17 protein-coding genes and 1 pseudogene are annotated in these 24,117 nt (G+C 72.0%); 4 read left to right on the top strand and 14 right to left on the bottom strand.

Annotated features, from left to right (window positions below):
• Window positions 1-192 precede the first annotated feature (192 nt).
• The gene (locus tag ACIRL2_RS08165; RefSeq protein ID WP_402230944.1) at window positions 193-1,719 is read right to left on the bottom strand and encodes a long-chain fatty acid--CoA ligase; all 1,527 of its coding nucleotides are present in this window, start codon (window positions 1,717-1,719) and stop codon (window positions 193-195) included.
• A gap of 171 nt (window positions 1,720-1,890) precedes the next feature.
• The gene (locus ACIRL2_RS08160; protein WP_402230942.1) at window positions 1,891-4,425 is read right to left on the bottom strand and encodes an alpha-L-rhamnosidase C-terminal domain-containing protein; all 2,535 of its coding nucleotides are present in this window, start codon (window positions 4,423-4,425) and stop codon (window positions 1,891-1,893) included.
• A gap of 157 nt (window positions 4,426-4,582) precedes the next feature.
• Between ACIRL2_RS08160 and ACIRL2_RS08155 the strand changes: the two genes are divergently transcribed.
• A complete protein-coding gene (locus ACIRL2_RS08155; RefSeq protein WP_402230939.1) occupies window positions 4,583-5,317 on the top strand; it encodes a TetR/AcrR family transcriptional regulator in 735 nt (244 codons plus the stop codon).
• 384 nt (window positions 5,318-5,701) lie between these two features.
• Here ACIRL2_RS08155 and ACIRL2_RS08150 read toward each other — a convergent pair.
• Window positions 5,702-5,857, bottom strand: a pseudogene (locus tag ACIRL2_RS08150) (tyrosine-protein phosphatase); the annotation flags it as partial.
• Window positions 5,858-6,182: 325 nt separating this feature from the next.
• Between ACIRL2_RS08150 and ACIRL2_RS08145 the strand changes: the two are divergent.
• Window positions 6,183-8,690 carry a hypothetical protein gene (locus ACIRL2_RS08145; RefSeq protein WP_402230937.1) on the top strand — a complete coding sequence of 836 codons (2,508 nt, stop codon included), beginning with the start codon at window positions 6,183-6,185 and terminating at the stop codon, window positions 8,688-8,690.
• Between the two features lie 133 nt (window positions 8,691-8,823).
• Here ACIRL2_RS08145 and ACIRL2_RS08140 read toward each other — a convergent pair whose 3' ends face one another.
• The 8 genes from ACIRL2_RS08140 to ACIRL2_RS08105 form a co-directional block, all read right to left on the bottom strand.
• A complete protein-coding gene (locus ACIRL2_RS08140; protein WP_402230934.1) occupies window positions 8,824-9,783 on the bottom strand; it encodes a helix-turn-helix domain-containing protein in 960 nt (319 codons plus the stop codon).
• Between the two features lie 338 nt (window positions 9,784-10,121).
• Entirely contained in the window at window positions 10,122-10,601 is a 480-nt protein-coding gene (locus tag ACIRL2_RS08135) for a VOC family protein (RefSeq protein ID WP_395858620.1), read from the bottom strand.
• Window positions 10,602-10,726: 125 nt separating this feature from the next.
• Window positions 10,727-11,500 carry a copper homeostasis protein CutC gene (locus tag ACIRL2_RS08130; protein WP_395858619.1) on the bottom strand — a complete coding sequence of 258 codons (774 nt, stop codon included), beginning with the start codon at window positions 11,498-11,500 and terminating at the stop codon, window positions 10,727-10,729.
• 124 nt (window positions 11,501-11,624) lie between these two features.
• Entirely contained in the window at window positions 11,625-12,593 is a 969-nt protein-coding gene (locus ACIRL2_RS08125; RefSeq protein WP_395858618.1) for an asparaginase, read from the bottom strand.
• 116 nt (window positions 12,594-12,709) lie between these two features.
• A complete protein-coding gene (locus ACIRL2_RS08120) occupies window positions 12,710-13,573 on the bottom strand; it encodes an amino acid ABC transporter permease (protein WP_395858617.1) in 864 nt (287 codons plus the stop codon).
• Window positions 13,570-14,214, bottom strand: a complete 645-nt coding sequence (locus tag ACIRL2_RS08115) for an amino acid ABC transporter permease (RefSeq protein WP_331770682.1) — start codon at window positions 14,212-14,214, stop codon at window positions 13,570-13,572. The genes ACIRL2_RS08120 and ACIRL2_RS08115 overlap by 4 nt, the downstream gene beginning before the upstream one ends.
• Before the next feature lie 178 nt (window positions 14,215-14,392).
• On the bottom strand, window positions 14,393-15,358 hold the full coding sequence (locus ACIRL2_RS08110) for a glutamate ABC transporter substrate-binding protein (RefSeq protein ID WP_331770681.1): 966 nt from the start codon (window positions 15,356-15,358) through the stop codon (window positions 14,393-14,395).
• Window positions 15,359-15,539: 181 nt separating this feature from the next.
• Window positions 15,540-16,307 carry an amino acid ABC transporter ATP-binding protein gene (locus tag ACIRL2_RS08105; protein WP_395858615.1) on the bottom strand — a complete coding sequence of 256 codons (768 nt, stop codon included), beginning with the start codon at window positions 16,305-16,307 and terminating at the stop codon, window positions 15,540-15,542.
• Between the two features lie 148 nt (window positions 16,308-16,455).
• On the opposite strand from ACIRL2_RS08105, the gene ACIRL2_RS08100 reads away from it, so the two are divergent.
• Entirely contained in the window at window positions 16,456-17,610 is a 1,155-nt protein-coding gene (locus tag ACIRL2_RS08100; RefSeq protein WP_395858614.1) for an ROK family protein, read from the top strand.
• 212 nt (window positions 17,611-17,822) lie between these two features.
• On the opposite strand, the gene ACIRL2_RS08095 is transcribed toward ACIRL2_RS08100, so the two are convergent.
• The 3 genes from ACIRL2_RS08095 to dnaE all read right to left on the bottom strand — a co-directional run bounded on the left by ACIRL2_RS08095 (window position 17,823) and on the right by dnaE (window position 22,888).
• On the bottom strand, window positions 17,823-18,332 hold the full coding sequence (locus ACIRL2_RS08095; RefSeq protein ID WP_395858612.1) for a hypothetical protein: 510 nt from the start codon (window positions 18,330-18,332) through the stop codon (window positions 17,823-17,825).
• A 93-nt stretch (window positions 18,333-18,425) separates the two neighbouring features.
• Entirely contained in the window at window positions 18,426-19,214 is a 789-nt protein-coding gene (locus ACIRL2_RS08090; protein WP_402230929.1) for an ArsR/SmtB family transcription factor, read from the bottom strand.
• Window positions 19,215-19,291: 77 nt separating this feature from the next.
• Complete coding sequence (dnaE, locus tag ACIRL2_RS08085) at window positions 19,292-22,888, bottom strand: DNA polymerase III subunit alpha (protein WP_402230926.1); 3,597 nt, start codon at window positions 22,886-22,888, stop codon at window positions 19,292-19,294.
• A gap of 150 nt (window positions 22,889-23,038) precedes the next feature.
• On the opposite strand from dnaE, the gene ACIRL2_RS08080 reads away from it, so the two are divergent.
• On the top strand, window positions 23,039-24,052 hold the full coding sequence (locus ACIRL2_RS08080; RefSeq protein ID WP_395858609.1) for a LysR family transcriptional regulator: 1,014 nt from the start codon (window positions 23,039-23,041) through the stop codon (window positions 24,050-24,052).
• Window positions 24,053-24,117 lie beyond the last annotated feature (65 nt).

The raw sequence follows: 24,117 nt of genomic DNA, 5'->3' as shown, positions 1-24,117 counted from the left end.
GGCCAGGGGTTGGCTCGTTGGAGTTGGGCGGCGATCGCGAGCAAGAGGGGTTCGCCGGCGGGGCGGCCGACGAGTTGCACGGCGGTGGGCAGGCCCTTGGGGCCGGTACCCATCGGCACCGTGGCCAGGCCGCAGTTGGCGGCCGGTATTCGGATCGAGCCGGCCCCGTCGTTGCCGTGCGCGAACCGGCGGTCAGTGCTCCGCGTTGCCGGCGGCTGCCGGGAGGGACTCGCGCAGGGCTCGCTTGAGGATCTTGCCGGTGGGGCCGAGCGGGAGTGCGTCGACCGGGCGGATCACGCGTGGGTACTTGTGCCGCCCGAGGTGCTCGCGGGACCAGGCGATCAATTCCTCGGGGGTGGGCGCCGGTGTGCCCGTCGGCGCGGGGCGCAGCACGACGGCGGCGTGTACCTCCTCGCCGAGCGCCTCGTGCGCGGCCCCGTACACCGCGACCTGGGCGATCGCCGGGTGGCGGGCCAACACCTCCTCGACCTCGCGGGGATAGACGTTGTAGCCGCCCCGGATGACCAGGTCCTTCTTGCGGTCGACGATGGACAGGAACCCGTCCTCGTCGACCACGCCGAGGTCGCCGGTGCGGAACCAGCCGTCCACGATCGCCGCCGCGGTCGCCTCCGGGTCGTCGAGGTAGCCCGCGAAGACGTTGTGACCGCGGATCACCACCTCACCGACCGTTCCGACCGGCAGCAGGTCGATGCGCGCCTCCACGTCGGCGGCGGCCACCGCCACCTCCACGCCGCGGATGGCGTGCCCGACCGTCCCGGGCCGGCGGCCGAGCACGCGCTGATTGAAGGTCGCCGCTGGGGACGTCTCGGTGAGTCCGTACCCCTCGAACACATGCGCGCCGAACGCCGTCTCGAAGCGTTCCAGCACGGCGACCGGAAGGGCCGCGCCGCCGGACACCGCCAGGCGCAGGCTCGGCATGGTGCGCCCGCTCGCCGCCTCGGCGAGCGCGTGGAACATGGTCGGCACGCCCATGAAGACGCTCACCCCCTCGCGGACGATCAGGTCGAGCGCGTCGGCCGGGTCGAAGCGCGGCATCAGGACCAGCGTGGCACCGGCGCGCAGCGCGGCGTTCATCGCGCAGGTCTGGCCGTAGCTGTGGAACAGCGGCAGGCAGCCCAACACGACGTCTTCGGGGCCGAGTTCGTGCAGGTCCTGAGCGCAGACGGTGGCGTTCAGCACGAGGTTGAGGTGGGTCAGCCTGGCGCCCTTGGGCCGACCCGTGGTGCCGCTGGTGTACAGGATGGCCGCGATGTCGTCGGCCGCGGTCGGATGCGCGGCGGCCGACGGCTCGCCGGGCTGCTCGTGGTCGGCCTCCAGCACGGGTATGCCGGCCGCTTCGGCGGCGGCCAGCGCGGTCGGCCACAGCGGCCCGCCGCTCACCGCGAGCACCGAACCGCTGTGCCGCAGGACGAACTCGACCTCGTCCGCGACGAGCAGCGCGTGGATCGGCACGACCGAGGCGCCGGCCGCGATGATCGCGTAGTACACGCGCGGGAACAGCGCGATGTTCGGCAACATCAGCGCGACCCGATCGCCCGGCCGGACGCCGCGTGCGCGCAGCGCCGCCGCGCAGCGCAGCACGTCGTCCCACAACTGCCGGTAGGTGACCCGGGTTTCGCCCTCGACGACGGCGACGTGGTCCGGGAAGCGCAGCGCGGAATCGCTCAACAGAGCGGCCACACCGAGTTGTTGCTGCACGAGGCACTCCAGGGGTATGCGGCGCCGGGCGCCGATCGGGGAGCGGAGCAGGGCAGGAAGCGGAGCAGGGAAGGAAGCCGAGCGGAGCAGCGGGATCAGGGCTTGGCAGGGCAGGGCTTGACCAGTCCGGGCGGGGTGTGCGGGGTGGCGGTGGTCATGGCCGACCGCGATTCATGCCCCGGGCCGGGCGCTCGGCCGGGGGGCCTCCAGGAGCGCGTCGAACGTGCCCGCGGGATGCTCGGCGACGCTGCCGTCCCGGGCCACGAGCACGACGGGGGCCGGGGATCGCACGTGTACGCGGGTGCCCTCGACGCGGACGTGGACCGGCCCGTGCGGGGTGGGTACCACGCCCTCGACCCAGTCCAGCCCGCCCGGTCGCGGGGCGACGCGGACCTTGGCGTAGCCGGGTTCGGCCGGGGTGACGCCGAGCGTGTACACCAGCAGGTCGCGGCTGGGCGTGGAGGACCAGCCGTGGCAGTAGGTGCCGCCCTCCCAGGTCTCCCGCCACGCGGTGGGACCGGTGGCCAGCAGGCGCTCCCAGTCGCGGTACAGCCCGGTGAGCGTGTCGGCGGCGCCGAGCAGGGCCAGCGCGTCGTGCACGACGTAACGGAAGAAGGGCTGGGCGCCGACGACCCGACCGCTGACGTCCCAGGTCACCGCGGGCGGCACGAAGAGCGCGACCTCGTGTCCGGTCGGTGCGCCGTCCGCGTCGCCACCGTGCGCGGCGACCGGGGCGAGGGTGAACATCGCCTCGCGGTCGAGCAGGAAATCCCGTACCCGGTCCGCGCGTTCGGCCGGGACCAGGCCCGCGCAGACGGCCGCGGCGGTGGTGTGCTCGCTCATCGCGGGCCGCACCACGTCCCGGACCGCGTGATCGCGATAGCCGCCGCGTTGGTGATCCCAGAAGATCTCGAAGCCGGCGCGCACCGCGTCGTGCAGACCGCGGGCCCACGCGGCCCGGTTGGCGTCGCCGAGCCAGTCGGCCATCTCGGCGAAGTCGCCCAGGGCGCGCGCCCACAGCGCGTTCAGTGCCGCGCTGGTCCCCTCGACCTGTACGGGCGACCAGTCGATCAGGACCCATCCGGTGACGTCCCGGGCCAGGCCGTCCGGGCCGAGGAAGGCGGTGAACCAGTCGAGCACCGCCTCCGCGGTGGGCAACAGCCGGGCGACCAGCGCCCGGTCGCCGGTGTAGCGGTAGAGGTTGTGCACTGAACGCACCCAGTGCAGCGACCAGTCCGGAATGGTGACCAGGTCCGGATCGCCGGCGTCGCCCGCGACCGCCATCGGCAGCAGGCCGTCCACCCGCGGGGTCGCGGTGAGCAGCGGCTGATGCCGGGCCAGGCTCCAGTCGGCGTTGTTGACCAGGTCGACCGACTGGTGCACGACCGCGTCGCCGGTCCAGGCCCGCTGTTCGCGACTGGGGCAGTCGATGTAGGCGTCGTGCGCGGTCAGGTCCACGGTGCGCAGACCCACCCGGTGGATCTCCTCCAACAGCGGGTCCGAGCAGGCGAAGTACGGGCCCGGTGGGCGCGGGCGCAGCCGCTCGGCAACGGTCGGCGCGATCCGGGTCGGGCCGGTGCCGCAGACGACGAGCACGATGTACCGTCCACCCGCCGGATCTCCGAGTTCGAACCGCTCGCCGTCGCCGCCGCGAGCGGTGTAGGCGAACAGCGCCGCGCCGGCGAGCGCGGCCAGGGTCGGCGACTCGGTGAGCGCGCCGAACAGCAGGGTGTCCGGGGCTGCTTCGAGGTCGATCCGCAGCGTGCCGCTGACCATCATGCCGAAGTCGGCGACCACCAACCGGTATCCGGCCGCCAGCGCCAACGACGGGGGCGCGGGTGCGTCGCCCGCGTCGGGCAGGCGGTCGGGCCGGGCCTCGGGGCGGATCTCGGCGAGTGCCTCGGCCAGGGCGGCGTGTATGTCCGTGAAGCCGAGCGGGCCCTGCGGACGCGCGGTCGCGGTCGGTGTGGCGGTAACGAAGGAGGCGGGCTCGCGGATCGAACCGCCGGGCTTGGACAGCGGGTTGGGCAGCAGTGCGCCGTACGGCTCGGCGGGCGGCCGGGTGGCGCCCGCGCTGCCCACGTGCGAGGCGGGCAACACCGTTGCCGCGGGCCAGTGTTCGTCGTCGAACTCGGCGCCCTTCCAGGCCGGGTCGAGCCGTCGGCCGTCCAGGATCTCGGGGATCTGTGGGGAGACGGTGGACTGCGGCGCGCACGGTGTCCAGGCGTGCGATTCGAGGCAGCGCCAGGACGTGTCGGTGGCGATCCAGGTGTCCGTGCCGACGCCGAACTCGGCGACCAGCGCGCCGCCGCCGAGAGTGTAGGTGGTCGGGGAGGGCGCCCACCACGCGGTGCGGTGGCCGTAGAACCGGACCAGGACCGCGATCACGTTGCGCCCGGGGCGCAGTGCCGCCGCCGCGTCGCCGACGTCGTAGTACAGCCGCCGCGCGCCGTGCCGGATCGGGCCCCGGGTCAGTTCGACGCCGTTGACGTAGAGCACGTGCCGGGAGTCGGAACTGATCCGGAACGGCGCGAGCCGGGGAATCTCGGTCAGTTCGAAGGTGCGCCGGAACAACACCCGGCGGTCGAATCGCTCGGGGTCGAGGGATCCGTTCATCGGGTTCTCGGGTGGTGGCGCCCCCACCGCGCCGTGCTCCGTCCAGAGCCACTGGCCCTGCCAACGACGGTTCGCGAACGTGTCTCGCATCGCGCGTGTCCTCCCGATTTCTCGACCCTCGGTTCCCGGCATCGCACGCGGGACTCCCGGATCCCGAACGGCGGGGACCCCCGGACCGCCGCTCGGCGGACCACACCCTAACCCCGTTTTTTACTAACCACTAGATAAAAATGCTAGGGTGCTCACCGTGACTGAGAGAACACGCGGAGATGACGAGGGTCGCGGGAAGCCGTCCCGGCAGAGCCCCCAGCCCCGCCGCGGCCCGGGGCGAAGCGAGCGCGGCGCGCGCCGGCGCGAGGAACTGGTGACCATCGCGAGCGAACTCTTCGCCCGCAGCGGCTTTCGCGGCACCGGGCTGGCCGAGGTCGCGGCCCGCGCCGGGATCACCCAGCCCGCCCTGCTGTACTACTTCGGCAGCAAGGAGGGCCTGTTGCAGGCGGTGATCGAGCGCCGCGGCGCGCAGAGCATCGAGTTCGCCCAGGAGTCGGTGGCCGTCGGTGGCCTGCGGGCGATCCGGGAGCTGCCCGCCTCCGCGCATCGCAATCGGCGCGAACCGGGTCTCGCGCGCCTGTTGGCGGTGCTGACCATGGAGAACCTGGACCCGGAGGATCCCGCCCACGACTACTTCGTGCAGCGCTATCGGCGACTGCGCGCACTGGTCGCGCGGATCATCACCGATGCCCAGGCCACCGGCGAGATCCGCGCCGAGATCGACCCGGCGCACAAGGCCGCCGAGCTGCTCGCCACGATGGACGGCCTGCAACTGCAATGGCTGCTCGACCCCACCGAGGTCGATTTGGTCACCGCCATCGAGTCCTACGCCCTCACCCTGATCCGCGACCTGGCCGCCGACCCGGCGGCGTACGCCACCGCGACCGCCGGCACCGCCGGCACCGCCGCGGACCCCGCAGACCACGATTGATCCCGGCGCCGGGCACGCGAAAGGGCGCCCTCGACGGCGAGGGCGCCCGGTGGCGCGGTGGCGCGGTGGCGCGGTGGGCGGGATGGGTTCGGTGACCGGACGAGTCGACGCGCAGCCGCTCGCGCACGGCCGCGATGTGCTCGACCGTGACGCCCGAACGCGGCGAGCAGGCTGGTGAAACCACCCCGAGTGGTGCCCGGTTCGCTCGGGCACGTGCGCATGGCGGCAGCCGGCGCACGCTGGATGACCGCGGGCATCGCGGCGTGGTCGAGGCCGGGAACGGCGATGCCGTTGCCGGCCCGGAGCGCGGGCAGCGCGTCCTCGGCGCGGGTGTAGTCGGCGGTGATCGATTCGGCGGTCGCGCCGACCGGTGATCGATTCTGCGGTCGCGCCCCGGAGTTCGAGCACGGCGGCGATCACGATGCCGGTGCGGTCCCTGCCGGCGGTGCAGTGGATCAGCGTGGGGCGGGCAACTCGGGGCGGCCGGGAGGTGCACGGCCTCGGCCGGGAGGTCGGCGTAATGCACGGCCGACTCGGCATACCAGCGGCCGAATTCGACCGCACCGAAGGGTTCCGGGCAGGCCGTCGCGCCGGTGCTCGGCGCCGGGGTGACGGGCAGCGGGTGCACGCACACGCCCGAGGGCAGTTCGGGCCACGGGCGGGCGGTGCCCTCGATCGGGCCGCGCAGGTCCGGGAGCAGGCCGATGCCCAGGCCGTCGAGCAGGCTCTCGGCCTCCGGCGGGCCGGGTTCGAGCCCGACGGCCGGCGGACCGTGCTGGTACAAACGTGACCGCGGCTCGGGGACGCGGCACCGGGACGCGGAACCGGGACGCGATCGCATCGAAACGAACGACGGGGGACGGCCATGGACGACAAGGACACGGGTGCGCCGGGCGCGCCGGACCGGTGCCCGGCCGGTGAGGAACTGCGGGAACTGTTGGGGAAGCTGACAGGGCGTCGGATCACCGGGCGGGATCGGGAGGCCCTGCGCGAGTTGGCCGGGCGACTGCGCGCGGCCGGCGAGGTCGCCGACGTCCTGGCGGCGGTCGAGGTCAAGCGCCGGGGCACCTTGCCGGACCGGGACGTGGACCTGGATCTGCTGGACGCCGCGCTCGACGCCGGTGTGCCGGTGGCCGACCCGCCGGCCGACGTCGCGCTTCGTCTCGCGCCGTGGTTGGACCTGCGCAAGCGTCGGGGCGGACTCGCCGCCGTGTGCGCCGACCCGAGATTTCGGCCGCTGCTGCGGGACGCGGTCCTGGATCGGCGGGCCGACCTGCTCGCGCTGGGTTGCCCGGTCTTCGCGCTGCTGCGCACCCGCCCCGAGGCCGTCGACGCGGCCCTGGCCTCGCCCGGCCTGCTGGACGTGCTGCTCGAAGCCCTGCACACCTGGGTCGCCGCGGTCCGGGCCGGCAGCCTGCCCGCGCTGCACGAGGCGGTGTACTACCTGGACCTGTTGGGTCCGGCCCGGCTGGTCGACGCGCACCCGGCGGCGGGCCCGCCGGTCGGCGAGTTGCTGGGCACCGACCCGGCCGCGCTGCTCGCGCGCACCTGGCGCGCCGGACTCGTCGACGAACTGGGACACCGGGCGCTCGACCGCTTCACCGGGTTCGACTCCGGTGACGACGTCCACCCCGTGGATCTCGTGGACGGGGAGAACGCCGACGCACGCGCCGGGTTCGCGGTGATCGGTGGCATGCGCGCTCTGGTCTTCGACGCCCGACGCCGGGTGGCCGGCCCGCTGCGCGTCCGGCTCCCCAAGACCGGGGGCTCCTCCGTCGTCGCCACGCACCGCCACCGCTTCGAGGCCGGCCTGCTCACCGCGGTCCGGATCGGCCCGAAGGAACCCCGGCCGGCCGATTGCTCGACCTTCGTCCCGGTCGGTGGCGAGCGGGTCCGGGCACTGCGCCGGACCGTGGCCGGGTGGTGGGAACTGGCGGACGCCGACGGGGTGATCACCGCCCGGTGGTACCAGGGCCCATCCCGGCCGCACGGCTCGTCCGGGTCGCACAGCGTGGGTCGGCGCAGGCACCGCTGGGCGGCCGGTAGCGAACTCGTGCCGCCCGCGCACCTGTGGGCGGACCTCGTCCCCCGCGACAAGGCCGGCTCGCGGGTCCTGCGGGCCGCCGACCGGGCCCTGGCCGACCGCATCCTGGCCGCCGTGGACCGCGAACTCGGCGCCCGACTCACCGAGATCGGCCGCCGGATCGAGGTCGGCTCCCCGTCCCGCGAGGTGGCCGACGCCTATCGGGCGCTGCGCGAAGTACTGGACCCGCTGCTCCCGGGGATCCGCGCGGACCGCCTGCTCGAAGGCATCGCCGGTACGGTCTGGACCGCCGTCGAATGCCGCGAACTGGCGGCGCGTCACCTGGACCGGCCCGCGGCCGGGGACGCCGCTTCGACCGCCGTGGTGTTGCGTACCGAGCCCCGGCCCCATCCGCGGGCCGACGCGGGCGACCTGCGGGCGCGGTACTACACCTCGATGCAGGACATGTTCGAGCGCGTCGTTCGGGTCGCGACCGTGTGCGCCGACCCGACCGTCGACGTGCCGCCGCAGACGGTGCACCTGGTCGACGCCCTGGGCTGGGAGAGGACGTTGGGCCGGCTCGGCAATCGGGCGTTGCGGCTCGCGCTGATCCCCGGCTCCGGGAGCCTCGAGCACCAACGCGAACTCGCCCGCGACCACCTGCGGATCTGGGCGGTACCGGAACTGGGGGACCCCGGCGGTCGCTGGCGGGTGCTGGAGGTCGAGGTGGACTCCGGGTACCCACCCGAGCAGGACACCGTGTGCCGCACCGTACGCGGTTGCGCGATCGTGCTCCAGCGTTCGCGTGCGCCGCGCGGCAAGATCGTTTCGGTGCTGGAGTACGAACCCGACGGCCGGTTCGGCGCGGCGCCGTTCGGGGCGATCGTCACCGAGCGGGTCTGCGCCGGCTGGGGCGGCATGGCCCGGATCGCCGCGCTGTTGCGCCTGCATCACGACCGGGGAACGGCGCGGTGGCCACACCGTTCGGTCGCCGCGTTCGCCGCCGCGACCGGGATGTCATCGGCCCGGGCGGCCGTCCTGACGGCGGGATTCGACCCCTACGACACGTATTTGGTCCGGAGGGGCCAGGGCGTGGACGCGGGTCTGGCCGAGTGGTCCGGGACGGATCCGGGCGAGATCGCGGACGCGGCGCGGGAGTTGTCGCGGGAAGTGGAGCCCGAGCAGCGGTTGACGATTCCCGAACTGCTGATGCCCGACGACCCCGAGGACGTCTGGGCGGACCGACTCGCGGTCGATCGGGCCGCCGCCTGGTGGCACGCGACGACCGGCACGCCGGCGGCTCGGCCCGGCGACCCGGGTACGTCGGTTTTCTCCAATACCCGCCCGTAGCCGGCCCGGCAGCCTGGTCACGCCCCGCACGGAGCCTCACCCCCCGAGGTCGGGCGGCCCGACCGGTGCCCCGGTCGGGCACGGGCATTACGCGGGGCGGGCCCGATGGGGGAGGCCCGCCCCGCGTTCCGCCTCACGGCCGGGGAGGCGGCAGCAACACCGTGGTGACCGTGCCGTCGAGGCGCGTGGGTCGGGCCGACGTGTGCGGTGCGTGGGCGAGGAAGCCGCCGGGAGTGAGCCCGGTGGCGGCCCTGACCTCGCGGTTGAGGTGAGACTGGTCGTAGAACCCGGTGCGGGTGGCGACCTCGGCCAACGGCCGCCCCGCCATCACCATGCGCAGCGCGTCCTGCAACCGCAGCACCCGGGCCACGGCCTTGGGCCTCAGACCCAACTGCTCCCGAAACCTGCGCTCCAACTGCCGCTCACTCCAACCCAGTTCCGCAGCCAGGCCACCGATCGACAACCGACCCGCCGACACGGACAACAACTCCCAGGCACGCAGTACCCGGGGCGCGGGCCCGGGACCACTCGCCTGCCAGCGCAGCAGGGTGGCGTCCAGCAGCGCGAACCGGGCGGGCCAGTCGGGCAGTTCGGCGAGCCGTTCGGTCAGTCGGCGGATCCGCGCGTCGGCGAACTCACTCGGATCGACCAGATTTTCGGCCAACTCGTGCATCGATACCCCGAACATCGCGTACGCCGCCCACGGATGCATCACCACCTCGATGCCGTGCACGAACCCCCGATGCTCGCCGATCACCGCCTTGGTCCGGATGCCCGCGAACAACGATGTGAACGTGCCGGCCCGGCTCGACGCGGCATCCGCGGCCACCGGCCCGACCCGGATCCGCTGATCGAACCCGAGCACCAACGTGGCGAAGCCCACCGGCAACTCCAGCCGCCGTCGCGGCCGATCGAACGCGACCCGCAAACCCCGGTAGAACCGCACACCGGGCCGCAGCAACGGATGCGGCAGAACCTCGACGATCGGCGCGGCGGCGCGGGATCCCCGATCGAACGCGCAGGCGGCCGAGGCGCCGAGGCCGGCCGGGGCGAAGGCGGGTGCGAAAGGGCCGGACGAGAACCTGTCCGGCACCGAGGATCCCGACCCGAGCGGGTCCGGCGGAAGGAGAACGGGCCTCGCGGGGACGGGCGAGCGGTGCGGCATGACCAACGCCTCCGGGACGATCGGACCGTGCCGCGCCCGCCCGAGACGTTCCCGATACCGGGTGTGGTATCGATGTTCGACCGTTCGTGGCCGGGCGACGTCACGGAGTAGCGGAATCCCGGCATGCTAGCGACGCCCGCCCCGTCCCGACAGCCCTCCGCCGGCACTTTCCCGTGCCTTGCCGGAACCCTTGCCTCCGCTGCGCACGGCCGACCGGGGCGACGCCGTTCACGGCGCACGATCCGGTCGGCGAACGGGCGTCGTGGTCACTCGCCGTCGTACGCCTTGCGCAGGGCGGCGATGTCGAGCTTGCCCATCTTGAGCATGACCGCGGTGGCACGGGCCGCCTTCTTCTGATCCCCGTCGGTGAGCATGTCGATCAATTCGGTGGGGACGACCTGCCAGGAGACGCCGTACTTGTCCTTGACCCACCCGCAGGGGCCCTCCTGGCCGCCCTCGGAGAGCTTGTCCCAGTAGTAGTCGACCTCTTCCTGGTCGGCACAGGGCACCTGGAACGAGATGGCCTCGTCGAAGGTGAACTGGGGTCCGCCGTTGAGGCCGACGAACTGCTGCCCGTTGATCTCGAACTCCACGGTGATCACCGAGCCGGCCGGACCCGGGCCGGCCTCGTTGTAGCGGGCGATCCGGCCCAGCTTGCTGTCCTCGAAGATGGTCAGGTAGTGGTTCGCGGCCTCCTCGGCCTGTCCGTCGAACCACAAGCAGGTGGTGAGGGCCTTGCCGGTCATCGCGACCTCCGGTACTGGGTGCTGGGATTGTGTTCACCAGTACCGACCTGTCCCGCACCACAAACTCATCGGTGCCCGGCCGACGAATCCCCCGAATTTCCCGACCCGGTCGACGGGGCCGTCGATCAGCGCTTGCGGGCGGCCTCGACCACGTCGCGGATCCCCTCCGCCGAGGTCACCCGGCGGGAGTATTCCGGTTGGCGCAGCGCACCGCCCATGTACGGGTACGGGTTGCGGTGGGTCGCCGTGCTCTCCAGCACCGCACCCGCCGCGAAGTGCACCTCGCGCGCGCCGGTGGCGGCCAGGACGCGGTCGATGTTGCGGGCGGTGATCCCGCCGCCCGGCATGATCACGATCCGGCCCGCGGCCTGTTCGACCAGCCGGGCGATCAGCGGTGCCCCTTCGAGCACGCTGCTGTCCTGACCGGAGGTGAGCACCCGGTCGACGCCGAGCTCGATCAACTCCTCCAGCGCGGCGTGCGGGTCGCGGGTCATGTCGAAGGCGCGGTGGAAGGTCACCGAACGGTCGCCGGCGGCGGCCATCAGCTCTTCGATCGCCGGCCGGTCCAACTCGCCGTCCGGGGTCAGCGCGCCGATGACCACCCCGTGCGCACCGGCCGCCCGGATCGCCTCGACGTCCCGGCGCATCGCGGCGACCTCGTACTCGTCGTAGACGAAGTCGCCGCCGCGCGGACGCACGATGACATGGACCCGGATGGCCTCGACGGCGGCCAGGGTGGTCTCGATCAGGCCGAGACTCGGCGTGATGCCGCCCTCGAACAGGTCCGCGCACAGCTCGACGCGGTGCGCGCCCACGCGCTCGGCGGCGAGCGCGCCGGGAACGTCGTCGATGCAGATCTCGTAGGTCAGGGCGGGGGTGGGACCGGCGGTGACGATCATGTCGTGAGTCTCCTGGAGGACAACGGGAGTAGGGGGAGCCAACGGATGTACGGGAGAGCTTGGGGGCGGGCCGGACCCGGACGGCCCGGCGAGGCGACCGCGTCGGGAGGCCGCCGGGCAGGGCCTAGTTCGGGAGGTCGGCCGTCACCCGGACCTCGCCGACCGGCAGACCGCCGCCGAGCACCGGTACGGAAGCCCACTCGCGCGCCGCCTCCGTGTCCACGCCCAGCGCGCGCAGTGCCGCCAGCGCGAGAGCGGTGGTGGCCCGCGGGCTGCCGTCGATCACCTTGACCGCGACCGCGTGCCCGGCCGTCGTCGCGGCCACGAACACGCCCTCGGCGCCGCCCTTGACCAGCGCGCCGGGCAGCAGCCGCATCACCTCGGTGTTGGCCTGCCCTTCCCCGCCCACGAATTCCGGGTGCGCACGCATCGCCTCGGCGACCGTACGCTCGGGCCCGCTCGTCGCGACGGCCAACGCGCGTGCGCCTCGGGCCAGTCCGGTCAGCGTCATCGCGAACACCGGTGCGCCGCAGCCGTCCACGGCGGTGTGCGCGACCGGTTCGCCGGACAGTTCCTCGATGCCCTCGCGGACCAGCCGCTGCAACGGGTGCGCCGGATCGAGGTAGCCGTCGGTGGGCCAACCGGCCGCGACACACGCGGCCAGCATCGCGGCGTGTTTGCCGGAGCAGTTCATCCGCTCGCGCGAGTCCCCCTCACCGCGCCCGATCATCGCCCGGTACGCCGCCTCGTCCTCCGGGCGGCTCGGCGGACACCGCAGCGCGTCCGCGGTCAGGCCGGCCGCCGTCAGGATCTCGTGCACCGCGTGGACGTGGAAGTCCTGCCCGGTGTGGCTGCCCGCCGCGATCGCCACGTGCGCCCCGTGCAGCGGCGCGCCCGCGCGCAGGCAGGCCAGCGCCTGGAACGGTTTGGCCGAAGAGCGCGGGATCACCGGGTCGTTCGGGTCGCCCACCTCGATCGCGGGCCGCCCGTCCGGGGCCAGCGCGACCAGACTGCCGAAGTGCCGGCTCTCCACGAAGCCGGAGCGGACCACCTCGGCCAACTCGGCGTAACGCGGGCTGGGTTCGGGGCGCACGGTGTCCTCCTGGCGGATCGGGTCCTGCGGGGCCTGCGACCGAGTGGCCGCCGGTGACGGGGGTGTCGCGGGTGTTCGAGGGCTCGTCGTCGCGGCGGTCACCACCGGCACGGTCGTCACAGCCGCGCGTCCGAGCGCGCACGAGCGCGCACCAGCGTGCGCAGGCTCCGGCGACCCGCCGGTCGGAAGCCCTGCCGGGCCTCCAGCGTGCGGGCCAGCTTGGACAACGACGCGTTGAGCACGATGTAGACGAGCGCGATGATGATGTAGGTCTGGATCAACAACCGGTTGTAGCTGGCCAACACCCGCCCGCTGTACAGCAGTTCGGAGTAGCTGACGATGAAGCCGAGCGAGGTGTCCTTGAGCAGGCCGACCGACTGGCTGACCAGGGACGGCAACAACCGGCGTACCGCCTGCGGCAGCACGATCAGCCGCATCGTCTGTGTGTCGGTCAGCCCGACGGCCAGGCCCGCCTCGCGTTGCCCCCGGTCCAGGGACAGGATCCCGGCCCGGAAGATCTCCGCGAAGATCGCCGCCGCGGACACCGACAGCGGCAGCACCAGCTTCCAGAACAGCGGCAGGTCCACGCCGTAGTGCGGCAGCCCGAACAGGACCAGATACACCAGCAGCAGCACCGGAACCGTGCGCATCACCTCGATGTACACGGTGGCCGGCCACCGCAGCGCGCGCCGCCGGGACAGCCGGCCCAGGGCCAGCACGATGCCACCGGCCACGGACAGCGCGGTGGCGACCGCCGCGGCGCGCAGCGTGGCCCACAGGCCCTCCAGGAGGTAGCGCCACATCGGCCACGTGGTGTACGGCCGCCACTTGTCCGCGTCCAGCTGACCGTGGTCGGCGAACCGCCGTACGGCCAGGGCCAACAGCGCGGCCACCGCGACGGCGACCACGATGCCGGCGATCCGCATCCGGCGTCGCGCGATCGGGCCGGGCTCGTCGAACAGCACTCGGGACGCGCTCATCGCACGATCGCCACCTTCCGCTCGATGACGCCGGTGAGCAGACCCGCCGCGGCGCAGATGACCATGTAGCCCAGACCCGCACCCACGAACACCGGGATGGGCTGGGCCTCCAGCAGGTTGACCCGGTTGGCGGCGGAGGTCAGCTCGACCACCCCGACCGCCGCCGCCAACGAGGTGTTCATGGTCAGCGCGATGAAGATGTTGCCGATCGGCTGGACCACGCCGCGCAGCGCCTGCGGCAGGATCACCAGGCGCAGCGACTGGCCGAAGGTCAGTCCCAGCGCCCGCGCCGCCTCGGCCTGGCCGATGGACACGGTGTTGATCCCCGAACGCACGGCCTCGGCGATGTAGGCCGCCTCGTAGAGCGCGATCACGATCACCGCGGTGGTGAACAGCGGGAAGATCACCCCGACTTCGGGCAGGCCGAAGACGAACAGGACGAGCAGGACCAGCAGCGGGGTGTTCTGGAAGGTCTCCACGTACACGGTGCCCACTCCGCGCAGGGCGGCGACGGGGGACACCCGCATGGCGGCCACCACGATGCCGATCACCAGGGCGCCGGCGAAGGACAACGCGGTGAGTTCGAGCGTGGTGGTGATGCCGTCGGTGAAGGCGGAGAGATGTCGCAGCACGACATCCATCGGCGATGGCCTTTCGGGAGAGGGCGGAGAGAGGGCGCGGGCGGGTCCCGCCGCGCGGGAAGACCGCTTCGGGGCGCCGGCCGGCGGCTTGGGGCCGGATGCCCGGGCCGGCAGGGGATCCGGCCCGGGGCGGCCCGGGCCGGGAGGGCGTGGCGTGCCGCCCTCCCGACCCGGGGGATCAGGAGCCGGGGACGCCGCCGATCGCGGGCGGCGTCGGCGGGTTGCCCTCGACGACCGTGCCGAGGGTCTGCTTCCAGACCGTCTGCCACGCGCCGTTCTGGCCGATCTTGCGCAGCCAGTCGTTGACGAACGTCTTGAACGCGGCGTCGTCGTGCTTGAGCCCGATGCCGTACGGATCGGCCGTGAACGGCTCGCCCACCACCGTGGTGTCGGGGTTCTGCTTCACGTCCGCGACCAGGAGCGCCTGGTCCTGGACGTACGCGTCGCCGCGGCCCTGGCGCAGCGCCGTGACGCACTCGGGGTCGCTGCCGAAGGTGACCACCTTCGCGTCCGGCGCGACCTGCTTGATCGCGGCGATCGCGGGGGTGTTGGCGCCGGCGATGACGGTCTTGCCGTTCAGGTCGGCGGGCAGCTTGATGCCGCCGGTGCCCTTCTTGACCAGGATGGCCTGGCCCGACGAGTAGTACGGGCCCGCGAACGCGACCTGTTCGGCCCGCTTGGGGGTGATCGTATAGGTCTGGAAGACCACGTCGACGGTGCCGTTCTGGAGCAGCGCCTCACGGGTCTCGGTGGCCGAACTGACGATCTTCACCTCGGGCTTGCCGATGATGTACTTCGCGAGCAGCCGGCCCATCTCGGCGTCGAACCCGTCGGTCTTGCCGGATATCGGGTTGAGCTGCGACCACAGCGGGGCGTCCTGGGAGCCGCCGACGATCAGGTAGCCGCGCTCCTTGATCTTGGCCATCGTGGAGCCGGGCAGGATCGCGGTGTCCGGCGCGACGTCGGCCTGCTTGGCGACGTCCTCGCCGGCGGGCTTGGCGCCGCCGGGGACGTCCGAGGAGGAGCCGCCGGAACAGGCGGCCAGCGCGGTCAGGGACAGTGCCGCGAGGACCGCCGGGGCGGCGGTGCGCAGGCGACGCGGGGACGCGGCGGTGCGCAGGCGACTCAGGGGGAAGCCGGACATCGGGGGGCCTTCCTTCGCAGGTGGGTGTGGGGGACGAGGGCGTTCGGGGCCGGGGAGCGGAGCGGTGGCCCCGACGCTCGGCGGTGCGGTGCCGCGATGGGCCGGGGTCGGTGCCGGCGCGGTGACCCGGGAACCGGGGCTGCGGACTGGCCGGCGGGCGGTGGCGCGGCGGCCGGGGCGGTCAGTGGTTGAGCACCTTGGACAGGAAGTCCCGGGCGCGTTCGGTGGTCGGGGTGGTGAAGAAGGTCTCCGGCGTGCCGACCTCGACGATTCGGCCGTCCGCCATGAAGACCACCCGGTCGGCGGCCCGGCGGGCGAAGCCCATCTCGTGCGTGACCACGACCATGGTCATCCCCTCGCGGGCCAGGTCGACCATCACGTCCAGGACCTCGTTGACCATCTCCGGGTCCAGCGCGCTGGTCGGCTCGTCGAACAACATCACCTTGGGTTGCATGGCCAACGCCCGGGCGATGGCCGCGCGCTGCTGTTGGCCGCCGGACAGCTGCGCCGGGTAGTGGTCCGCCTTGTCGGCGATGCCGACCCGGTCCAACAGCGCCCGGGCCTGCCGGTCCGCGTCGCTCGCGGACAGCCCCTTGACCCGGGTCGGCCCGAGCGTGACGTTCTGCAGCACGGTCTTGTGCGCGAACAGGTTGAACTGCTGGAAGACCATGCCCACTTCGGTGCGCAGCCGGGCCAATGCCCGACCCTCGGCGGGCAGTTCCTCCCCATCCAGTAGAACCACGCCCGAATCGACGTTTTCCAGCCGGTTCAGACAGCGGCACAGCGTCGACTTGCCCGCGCCGGAGGGGCCGATCAGCACGACCACCTCGCCGGCGGCGACGGTCAGGTCCACATCGGTCAGCACGCGGACCGCGCCGAACGACTTGTTGATGGCGCGTGCCTCGACCATGGGCGTCAGTACGGCGGAAGAAGGCGACGCGGACTTCATCAACGCTCCATCTTTGTTCGGAATCGAAGTTTCGTGTGACAGTAGAAGCGAAATTCGAAGGAAGTCAATGCCTTGCTGGTTATTACCTGGTGTGCTATTCCTGTCACAGCCGTACCGCAGCAGGTGTGCCTCGAACGGGAGTGGGACGTTGGCTGGAAGCGCGGGTGACCTGGTGCGACTGGTGGCCAAGGGGCACGGTCGATCCCGGGCGGAACTCGCCCGATTGAGCGGCATGGCCCCGTCGAGCGTCTCGCTGCGCGTGGAGGAACTCATCGACGCGGGCCTGCTGCGCGAGGACGGCGAGGGCGCCTCGCGGGGCGGCCGTCGTCCCCGGCAACTACGGCTGCACGAGAACGCGGGCGTGGTGGTGGCCGTCGACGTGGGTACCCACCACGTGCGGATGGCGGTGCTGGACCTGGCCGGCCGTGTGCTTTTGGAACACGAACTCCCGGGCGACATCGCCGAGGGTCCCGAGCGGGTGAGCGAACGCCTGCTGGAGCACATCCGGGTGACGCTCCGTCAGGCGACGGTCGAGCGACTGCCGCTGCTCGGGGTCGGCATCGGCATGCCCGGTCCGGTCGACCCGGGCGCCGCCAAGGTGGTCGCACCCTCGCGGATGCCGGGCTGGAACGAGTACCCGATCGGCCGCCGGATGAGCGAATTGCTGGGCGTACGCGTGGTGGTGGAGAACGACGCCAATCTGATGGCGGTGGGCGAACACCGCTACGGCTGGCCGGACCGGGACAACCTGATGGCGGTCAAGGCCGGCACCGGGATCGGCTGCGGCATCATCGCGTCCGGGAAGCTGCACCGGGGGCGGGGCGCGGCCGGCGACATCAGCCACGTCCCGGTGCACGTCCCCGAACCGGTCACCTGCTCGTGCGGCCACTCCGACTGCCTGGAGGCGCACGCGAGCGGCGCGGCGCTGCGGCGGACGCTGCGCGCGCAGGGGATCGAGGTCTCCTCGTCGCGGCAACTCGTCGAACTGGTCAACGACGGCGTCCCGGAGGTGACCACACTGGTGCGCAACGCCGGCCGCCTGGCCGGTCAGGTGCTGACCCCGCTGGTGAACTTCTTCAACCCCGACGTACTGGTCCTGGGCGGCGGCCTGTCGGCGGCCGAACCGTTCGTCGCCGCCGTCCGCGGAGCCATCTACGAACGCTGCCTGCCGCTGGCCACCCGCGACCTGGAGATCGCCACCGCCGTGACCGGCCGAGACGCGTGCATGCTGGGCGCCGGGGCACTGGTTCTGGACGAGGTACTGGCCAGCGAATGGGTGGACGACACCCTCAGCGCCCGCTGAGCCGCCGCGGCCGGTGCGCGCGGACGGATCTGTGCAACCCGGTGGTATGGAGCCATCGTGGCGTGCGTTAAGTGACGCTATGTCACCGCGTGGAGGTCCACCGCACCGCCCTGGTGGTCCTGGCCCAGTCCACCGCCGACGTGGTCACCGCCGAGGAGTTCCTCGCGCGGGTACGAGAGCCCGCGGTCGACCGGGAACGGTAGGGCGCCGGCTCAGGCGCCGCCCTCCAGCGCGGCGCGCGCCGGCAGCAGGGCCAGGAGTTGCCGCGTGTGGCCCGGGAGTTCCGCTTCCGCGAGGCCGGTCAACAGGTCGCGCAACGGTACCGGCCGATCTACCAGCGCCGCGTCGTGGGACAGGAGCACCGTGGGCATCGGGGTGTCGAGTTCGGTCTCGCTCAACGTCGGTCCGCTCAGTGCGCACAGGGCTTCGCCCTGGACGCGGATGCGTTCTCGGATCCCGGTATTGCCCCCGGCGAGCGTGAAGACGCGGTCGAGGGTCCAGGTGTCGTGCGCCAGTCGGTTGTCGTACGTCGCGATTGTTCCGGTGGCGACGGAGGAGACGGCCGCGATGGCGCCGGCGCCGACGATGGCGATGTGCGCGAGGATCTCGTCCGCGTTCCACTCGCCCGTCGGTGGGACCGGGCTCGGATCGCCGGAGTCGGCCACCGTGGCGGCGGCGTCCAGCAACGCACGGTAGGCGTCCCGAAGCGGGGTGGTGTCCATTGTGTCCTCATTCTTTGTGATCCTGCGCGGAAGGGGGAGCGCCGGCCGGGAACGGCGGGAACGACTGCGGGACGGGCGGCGACGCCCGCCCGCTCAGTCGTGCGCGGGGGACATCTCCCACGGCGCCTGCGGAAGGACCTCGCCGGTCTCCAACAGGGACTTGAGGTTCGCCAGCACCGCCGGCCACCCCCGGGAAATGCCGCCGAGCATCTCCAGGTTGGGGAGGTTCTCGTGGGTCACGGTGAGTCGGACGATGTCGTGGTGTGGTTCGACGAGGAAGGTGACCACGGACGGCTCCCTGGGCGCCTCGGCGTCGGGGGTGTCCTCGAAGGTGACGACCAGGCGCGTCGGGGGCTCGGTCGCCAGCACGCGACCGACGGCGTCGACGGCACCCGACCCGTCGACGCGTCGGTGCTCCCAACCCGAGCCCGGCTGCCAGTCCGAGACGTTGGCGTGTCCCCAATAGCGTGCCGTCAGGTCCGCGTCGGTCAGGGCCCGCCACACCTGCTCCGCGCTCGCGCGGATGTAGGTGACGTAGACGTAGGTCGGCACGGATGCGGATTCGTCGGTCATGGCGTACTCCTCTGCCCGATTCCTGATGGCACTGATCGTTTGTAGGCGCGGCTTGTCGAACCCCGAGATCCAGCGCTCCTCGATCTCGTGGATCGGCCCGGGATTGAGGTAGTGCAGCCGTTCCCGTCCGCGTCGCACGACGGTCACGAGGTTGGCCCGCTGGAGGATGTCGAGATGTTGCGTCGCCGACTGGCGTGCCATGTCCAGGCGCTCGCACAACTCGCGCAGAGTCTGCCCGTTGTGCTCGTGCAGGCGGTCGAGCAGGAGTCGCCGCGTGGGGTCGGCCAGCGCCTTGAAAACCGAGTCCATCGCTCTCCCTTCCAGGCTCACGCCCAATTATGCAGGTGAATGCCTGCCTATTGTCAACGACGCCGCCACGCCCCACCTCACGCGCTGCCCACCCACGCCTCGGCGCCGAAGGTCGCCTTCACCTCGGAGGCGATGCCCGCCGCGTGCACCGTGGCCGCCAGGGCGTACACGGTGGTCTTGTGCACGCCGCGCACGGTGAGCTGGACCGGGCTGTCGCCCGGATGGGCGGCGAGGATGCGCTTCAGCTCGGCCACCGCGTGCTCGGTGACCCGGTGCTCGGGCAGCGCGAGCCGCACGGGAGGTCGCCCGCCGTGCTCGGCGGAGGACACGTCCAGCACCGTCACCTCCCGGCCGAAGACGTTCACGGTCCCCTCCCGGTCCTCGACCCTGCCCTTGACCGAGACGACGTGGTCCTCGACCAGCGTGTGCTGCACGAGTCGATAGGCGGCCGGGAAGAACAGGACCTCGACGGTCGCGTCCCGGTCCGCGAGGTTCGCGATGGCCCACGCGTTGCCCTGTCTGGTCATCTTGAGCTGGACACCGGTGATCAGCCCGGACAGCCGTACCTCCCCGGTGGTGCGCTCGGAGGCGAGCAGTTCGGCGATCGAGCAGTCACGCGCGCCGGAGAGGATGTGTTCGGCGCCGTCCAGCGGGTGGGCGGAGACGTACAGACCCAACATCTCGCGTTCGCCGGCCAGCAGTTGCCTGCGCGGCCACTCCGCGTCGTCGACGGGGAAGTCGAGGCCGAAGGCCGGCCCCGTGCTCGCGTCCCCTCCCGGGTCGGCGAAGAGATCCTCCTGCCCGAACCCGGCCGCGCGCTTGACCGGGATGATCGCGTCGATCGCCTCCTCGTGGACGGCGGTCAGGCCCTTGCGCGAATGACCCAGCGAATCGAAGGTGCCGGCCTTGATCAGCGACTCCACCGCCCGCTTGTTGAGCGCGGGCAGGTCGGCCTTGGCCAGGAAGTCGGCGAACGAGGCGAACTTCCCCTTCCGCCGACGTGCGTCCACGACGGCCTCGATGACGTTGTCGCCCACGTTGCGCACGGACCGCAGCCCGAACCGCACGTCCTCGCCGACGGCGGTGAACTCCGCGACGGACTCGTTGACATCGGGTTGCAGGACGCGAACGCCGTTCTTGCGGGCATCGGCGAGGTAGACCGCCGCCTTGTCCTTGTCGTCGCCGACGGAGGTGAGCAGCGCGGCCATGTACTCGGCCGGGTGGTTGGCCTTGAGGTAGGCGGTCCAGTACGAGACGAGACCGTAGCCGGCGGTGTGCGACTTGTTGAACGCGTACCCGGAGAACGGCAGCATGACGTCCCACAGCGCCTTGATCGCCTCCTCGCCGAAGCCGTTGGCCCGCATCCCGTCGTGGAACCTGTCCCACTCCGCGGCCAGCACCTCCGGCTTCTTCTTGCCCATCGCGCGCCGCAGCAGGTCGGCGCCGCCGAGCGTGTAGCCGGCCAACTCCCGGGCGATGGCCATGATCTGCTCCTGGTAGACGAGCAGATGGAAGGTGTTCCCCAGGATCGGCTCCAGCGCCTCGCGCAGTTCCGGGTGGATCGGGGTGATCGCCTGGCGACCGGTCTTGCGATGCGCGTAGTTGGTGTGCGCGTTCGCCGCCATCGGGCCGGGCCGGTACAGGGCGTTGACCGCCGCGATGTCCTCGAACCGGGTGGGTTCCATCTGCCTGAGCAGCACGCGCATGCCGCCGCCGTCGAGCTGGAAGACCCCGAACGTGTTGCCCTCCGCGAGCAGTCGGTACGTCCTGGCGTCGTCCAACGGGATCACGACGGTCGCGGGGTCGCCGTCCATCGGGTCCACGGTGGCCAGCGCGATGCCCCGGTTCTCCCGGACGTTCTCGATGGCCTGGTCGATCACGCCCAGGTTCCGCAATCCCAGGAAGTCCATCTTGATCAGCCCCATCGCCTCACACGAGGGGTAGTCGAACCCGGTGATCCGCACCCCGTCCGAGGCGCGCATGTGCAGCGGGATGCGGTCGGTGAGCCGGGTCTTGGACAGGATCACCGCGGCGGCGTGCACTCCGGTGCCGCGGATCAGACCCTCCACCCCGCGGGCGGTGTCGATCACCCGCCGCACGTCCTGCTCTTCCTCGTACATCCGCCGCAGCTCGCCGGCCTCGGCGTACCGCTCGTGCGCCGCGTCGAAGACGGCGGCCAGCGGAGCGGACTTGCCGTTGTTGTCCGGCGAAAGCGCCTTGGTGATGCGCTCGCCGTGCGCGTACGGATAACCCAGGATGCGCGAGGAGTCCTTGATCGCGTTCTTGGCCTTGATCCGGCCGAACGTGTTCACCATGGCGGTGTACTCGTCGCCGTACTTCTCGGTGACGTAGCGCACCATGCGGTCGCGCCGGCGGTCGTCGAAGTCGAGGTCCACGTCGGGCGGGTTGATCCGCTCGGGGTTGAGGAACCGCTCGAACAGCAGGCCGTGTTCCAGCGGGCACAGCTCGGTGATGCGCGTGGCATAGGCCACGATCGAGCCGGTGGCCGAGCCGCGTCCGGGACCGAGCGGGATCCGGTTCTCCCGGGCGTGCCGGCAGATGTCCGCCACGACCAGGAAGTACGAGCTGAAGCCCATCGGGCCGATGACCGACATCTCGGTCTCGAAGCGGTCCAGCACATGCTCGGGGACGGGGTCGCCGTAGCGCAGGGTCAGGCCCGCCAGGACCTCCTTGCGCAGCCACGACTCCTGGCTCTCGCCCGCCGGCACGTCCGGAAAGTGCGGCATCTCGTCGACGTAGTCGAAGACGTCCTCGTAGGACTCGACGCGCTCGGCGATCAGCAGGGTGTTGTCGCAGGCCTGGGGCAGCTTCGCGAACAGGGCGCGCATCTCGGCGGCGGTCCTGAGGTGGTAGCCGGAGCCGTCGAAGCGGAATCGCCGGGGATCGTCCTTGTTCTTGCCGACACCGATGCACAGCAGGCTGTCGTGCGCGTCGGCCTGGTCCTCGGTGACGTAGTGCGCGTCGTTGGTGGCCAGGAGCGGGAGGTCCAACTCCCGGGCCAGGCGCAGCAGGCCGTCGCGGACATCGCGCTCGATGGCCAGGCCGTGGTCCATCAACTCCAGGAAGTAGTTCTCCCGGCCGAAGATGTCCCGGTAGGCCGCGGCGGCGGCCCTCGCCTCGTCGTACTGGTTCAGCCGCAGTCGGGTCTGGACCTCGCCGGACGGACAGCCGGTGGTGGCGATGATGCCGTCCGGCCGTTCGGCGATCAACTCCCGGTCCATCCGCGGCTTGCCGGCCGGGAACTGGCCCTGGTAGCCGGCCTGGGTGCTGAGCCGGAACAGATTGCGCAGGCCCTGGACGTTGCGCGCCCACATGGTCATGTGCGTGAACCGGCCGCCACCGGAGACGTCCTTGGAACCCTCGCCGTCGTTGCCCACGGCGCGTCGGCCGCCCGGTCCCCAGAACTCCTGCCTCCGGGAGAACCGCGAGGACGGCGCCACGTACGCCTCGATGCCGATGATCGGTTTGACGCCCTCGAAGCCCTTCGCGACCTGCGCGAACTCGTAGGCACCGAACATGTTGCCGTGGTCGCTCATGGCGATCGCGGGCATCCGCTGCCGGGCCACCTCGGCGAACATCGGCTTCAGCTTCTGTGCGCCGTCCAGCATCGAGTACTCGGTGTGGTTGTGCAGGTGGACGAAGGAATCGGGCATGCGTGAGTCATCTCCGAGGGCGAGGGGGCGGGCGCCATCCGCGAAACCGAGCGTTGACCGGAGACATCCAATCGGGCATCGCGCAGGGGGATCAAACAACCATCTCGCCCATTGCCTACAACCCTTGGTTGTGTCCCTAGGATGTGCGGCGTGGACCCCATCGCCGTGCGCACCTTCGTCGCCGCCGTGGACGCGGGGCAGTTCCAGACCGCCGCCGCCCGGCTGTCGATCACCCAGCAGGCCGTCTCCAAGCGCATCGCCGCGCTGGAGCGGGAACTCGGGGTGCGGCTGTTCGTGCGCACCGCGCGCGGGGCCCGATTGACCATCGACGGCCAGGTGTTCCTGCCGCACGCGCGGGCCCTGCTCCTGGCCGAGGAGCGGGCCGCGGCCTCCGTACGTCCGGGCCGGCGCATGTTGCGGGTGGACGTGGTCGGCCGACGGGCCGCGCCGGCCGGTCTGCTGCGCGGCTTCCACCGCGCGCACCCGGACATCGGGCTCGACGTGGTGACCCTGTTCGGTGCCGACGCGGCCGTCGACGCCGTGCGGTCCGGTGCCATCGACGCGACCTTCCGCGCGGTCACCATGCCCGGGCGACAACTGCCGGACGGCGTCGAGGCCACCCCGGTCCTGGACGAGCCGCTGCGGCTGTTCACCGGTCCCGACCACGAGTTCGCCACGGCGACGGCGGTCGAACTCGGCCGGCTCGCCGGACACCGAATCTGGATGCCGAGCAACACCCGCGGCACCGAGTGGGCCGCCTACTACGACGAACTCGCCGCCGCGTTCGGGTTCACCATCGACACGGTCGGCCCCGACTTCGGCCTCGAGGCGCTGCTCGACACGATCGCCGACTCCTCGACCCTGGCCACCTTCCTCAGCGAGCGCACGCCGCTGGTCTGGCCCGTCGGGCACGATCTGCGGCTCATCCCGCTGCGCGATCCGATCCCGGTCTATCCGCACTCGTTGGTCTGCCGCGCCGACAACCCGCACCCCGCGCTGAGCACGCTCCGCGAGTACCTCGCCGGCCTGAAACCCGAACGCCTCGACTCCCAGGTCTGGACACCGACCTGGGCCCGGCGCCGCAGCCGGGCGCGCCGGCCGGACGGCGGCAGCGGCGGCCGTGCCGCCGGCCCGGTGAGGCATGTGGGCGGAGCCGGCATCTAGTGTCCCGACCCGCGCGTCCGCGACCCGTACGGTCGTGCCGACCGGGTCCTGTGGGCGCCGATCGT

The organism is Embleya sp. NPDC127516 (assembly GCF_044765325.1).
Taxonomy (GTDB): domain Bacteria; phylum Actinomycetota; class Actinomycetes; order Streptomycetales; family Streptomycetaceae; genus Embleya.
Note: the sequence above shows the minus strand (reverse complement) of the source record. Positions and strands in the feature narration are given on the sequence as shown.

Coding starts and splice junctions, on each gene's coding strand:
- ACIRL2_RS08160 (WP_402230942.1), bottom strand. CDS start 4,425: ATGCGAGACACGTTCGCGAACCGTCGTTGGCAGGGCCAGTGGCTCTGG.
- ACIRL2_RS08145 (WP_402230937.1), top strand. CDS start 6,183: ATGGACGACAAGGACACGGGTGCGCCGGGCGCGCCGGACCGGTGCCCG.
- ACIRL2_RS08135 (WP_395858620.1), bottom strand. CDS start 10,601: ATGACCGGCAAGGCCCTCACCACCTGCTTGTGGTTCGACGGACAGGCC.
- ACIRL2_RS08130 (WP_395858619.1), bottom strand. CDS start 11,500: ATGATCGTCACCGCCGGTCCCACCCCCGCCCTGACCTACGAGATCTGC.
- ACIRL2_RS08120 (WP_395858617.1), bottom strand. CDS start 13,573: ATGAGCGCGTCCCGAGTGCTGTTCGACGAGCCCGGCCCGATCGCGCGA.
- ACIRL2_RS08115 (WP_331770682.1), bottom strand. CDS start 14,214: ATGGATGTCGTGCTGCGACATCTCTCCGCCTTCACCGACGGCATCACC.
- ACIRL2_RS08110 (WP_331770681.1), bottom strand. CDS start 15,358: ATGTCCGGCTTCCCCCTGAGTCGCCTGCGCACCGCCGCGTCCCCGCGT.
- ACIRL2_RS08105 (WP_395858615.1), bottom strand. CDS start 16,307: ATGAAGTCCGCGTCGCCTTCTTCCGCCGTACTGACGCCCATGGTCGAG.
- ACIRL2_RS08095 (WP_395858612.1), bottom strand. CDS start 18,332: ATGGACACCACCCCGCTTCGGGACGCCTACCGTGCGTTGCTGGACGCC.
- ACIRL2_RS08090 (WP_402230929.1), bottom strand. CDS start 19,214: ATGGACTCGGTTTTCAAGGCGCTGGCCGACCCCACGCGGCGACTCCTG.
- dnaE (WP_402230926.1), bottom strand. CDS start 22,888: ATGCCCGATTCCTTCGTCCACCTGCACAACCACACCGAGTACTCGATG.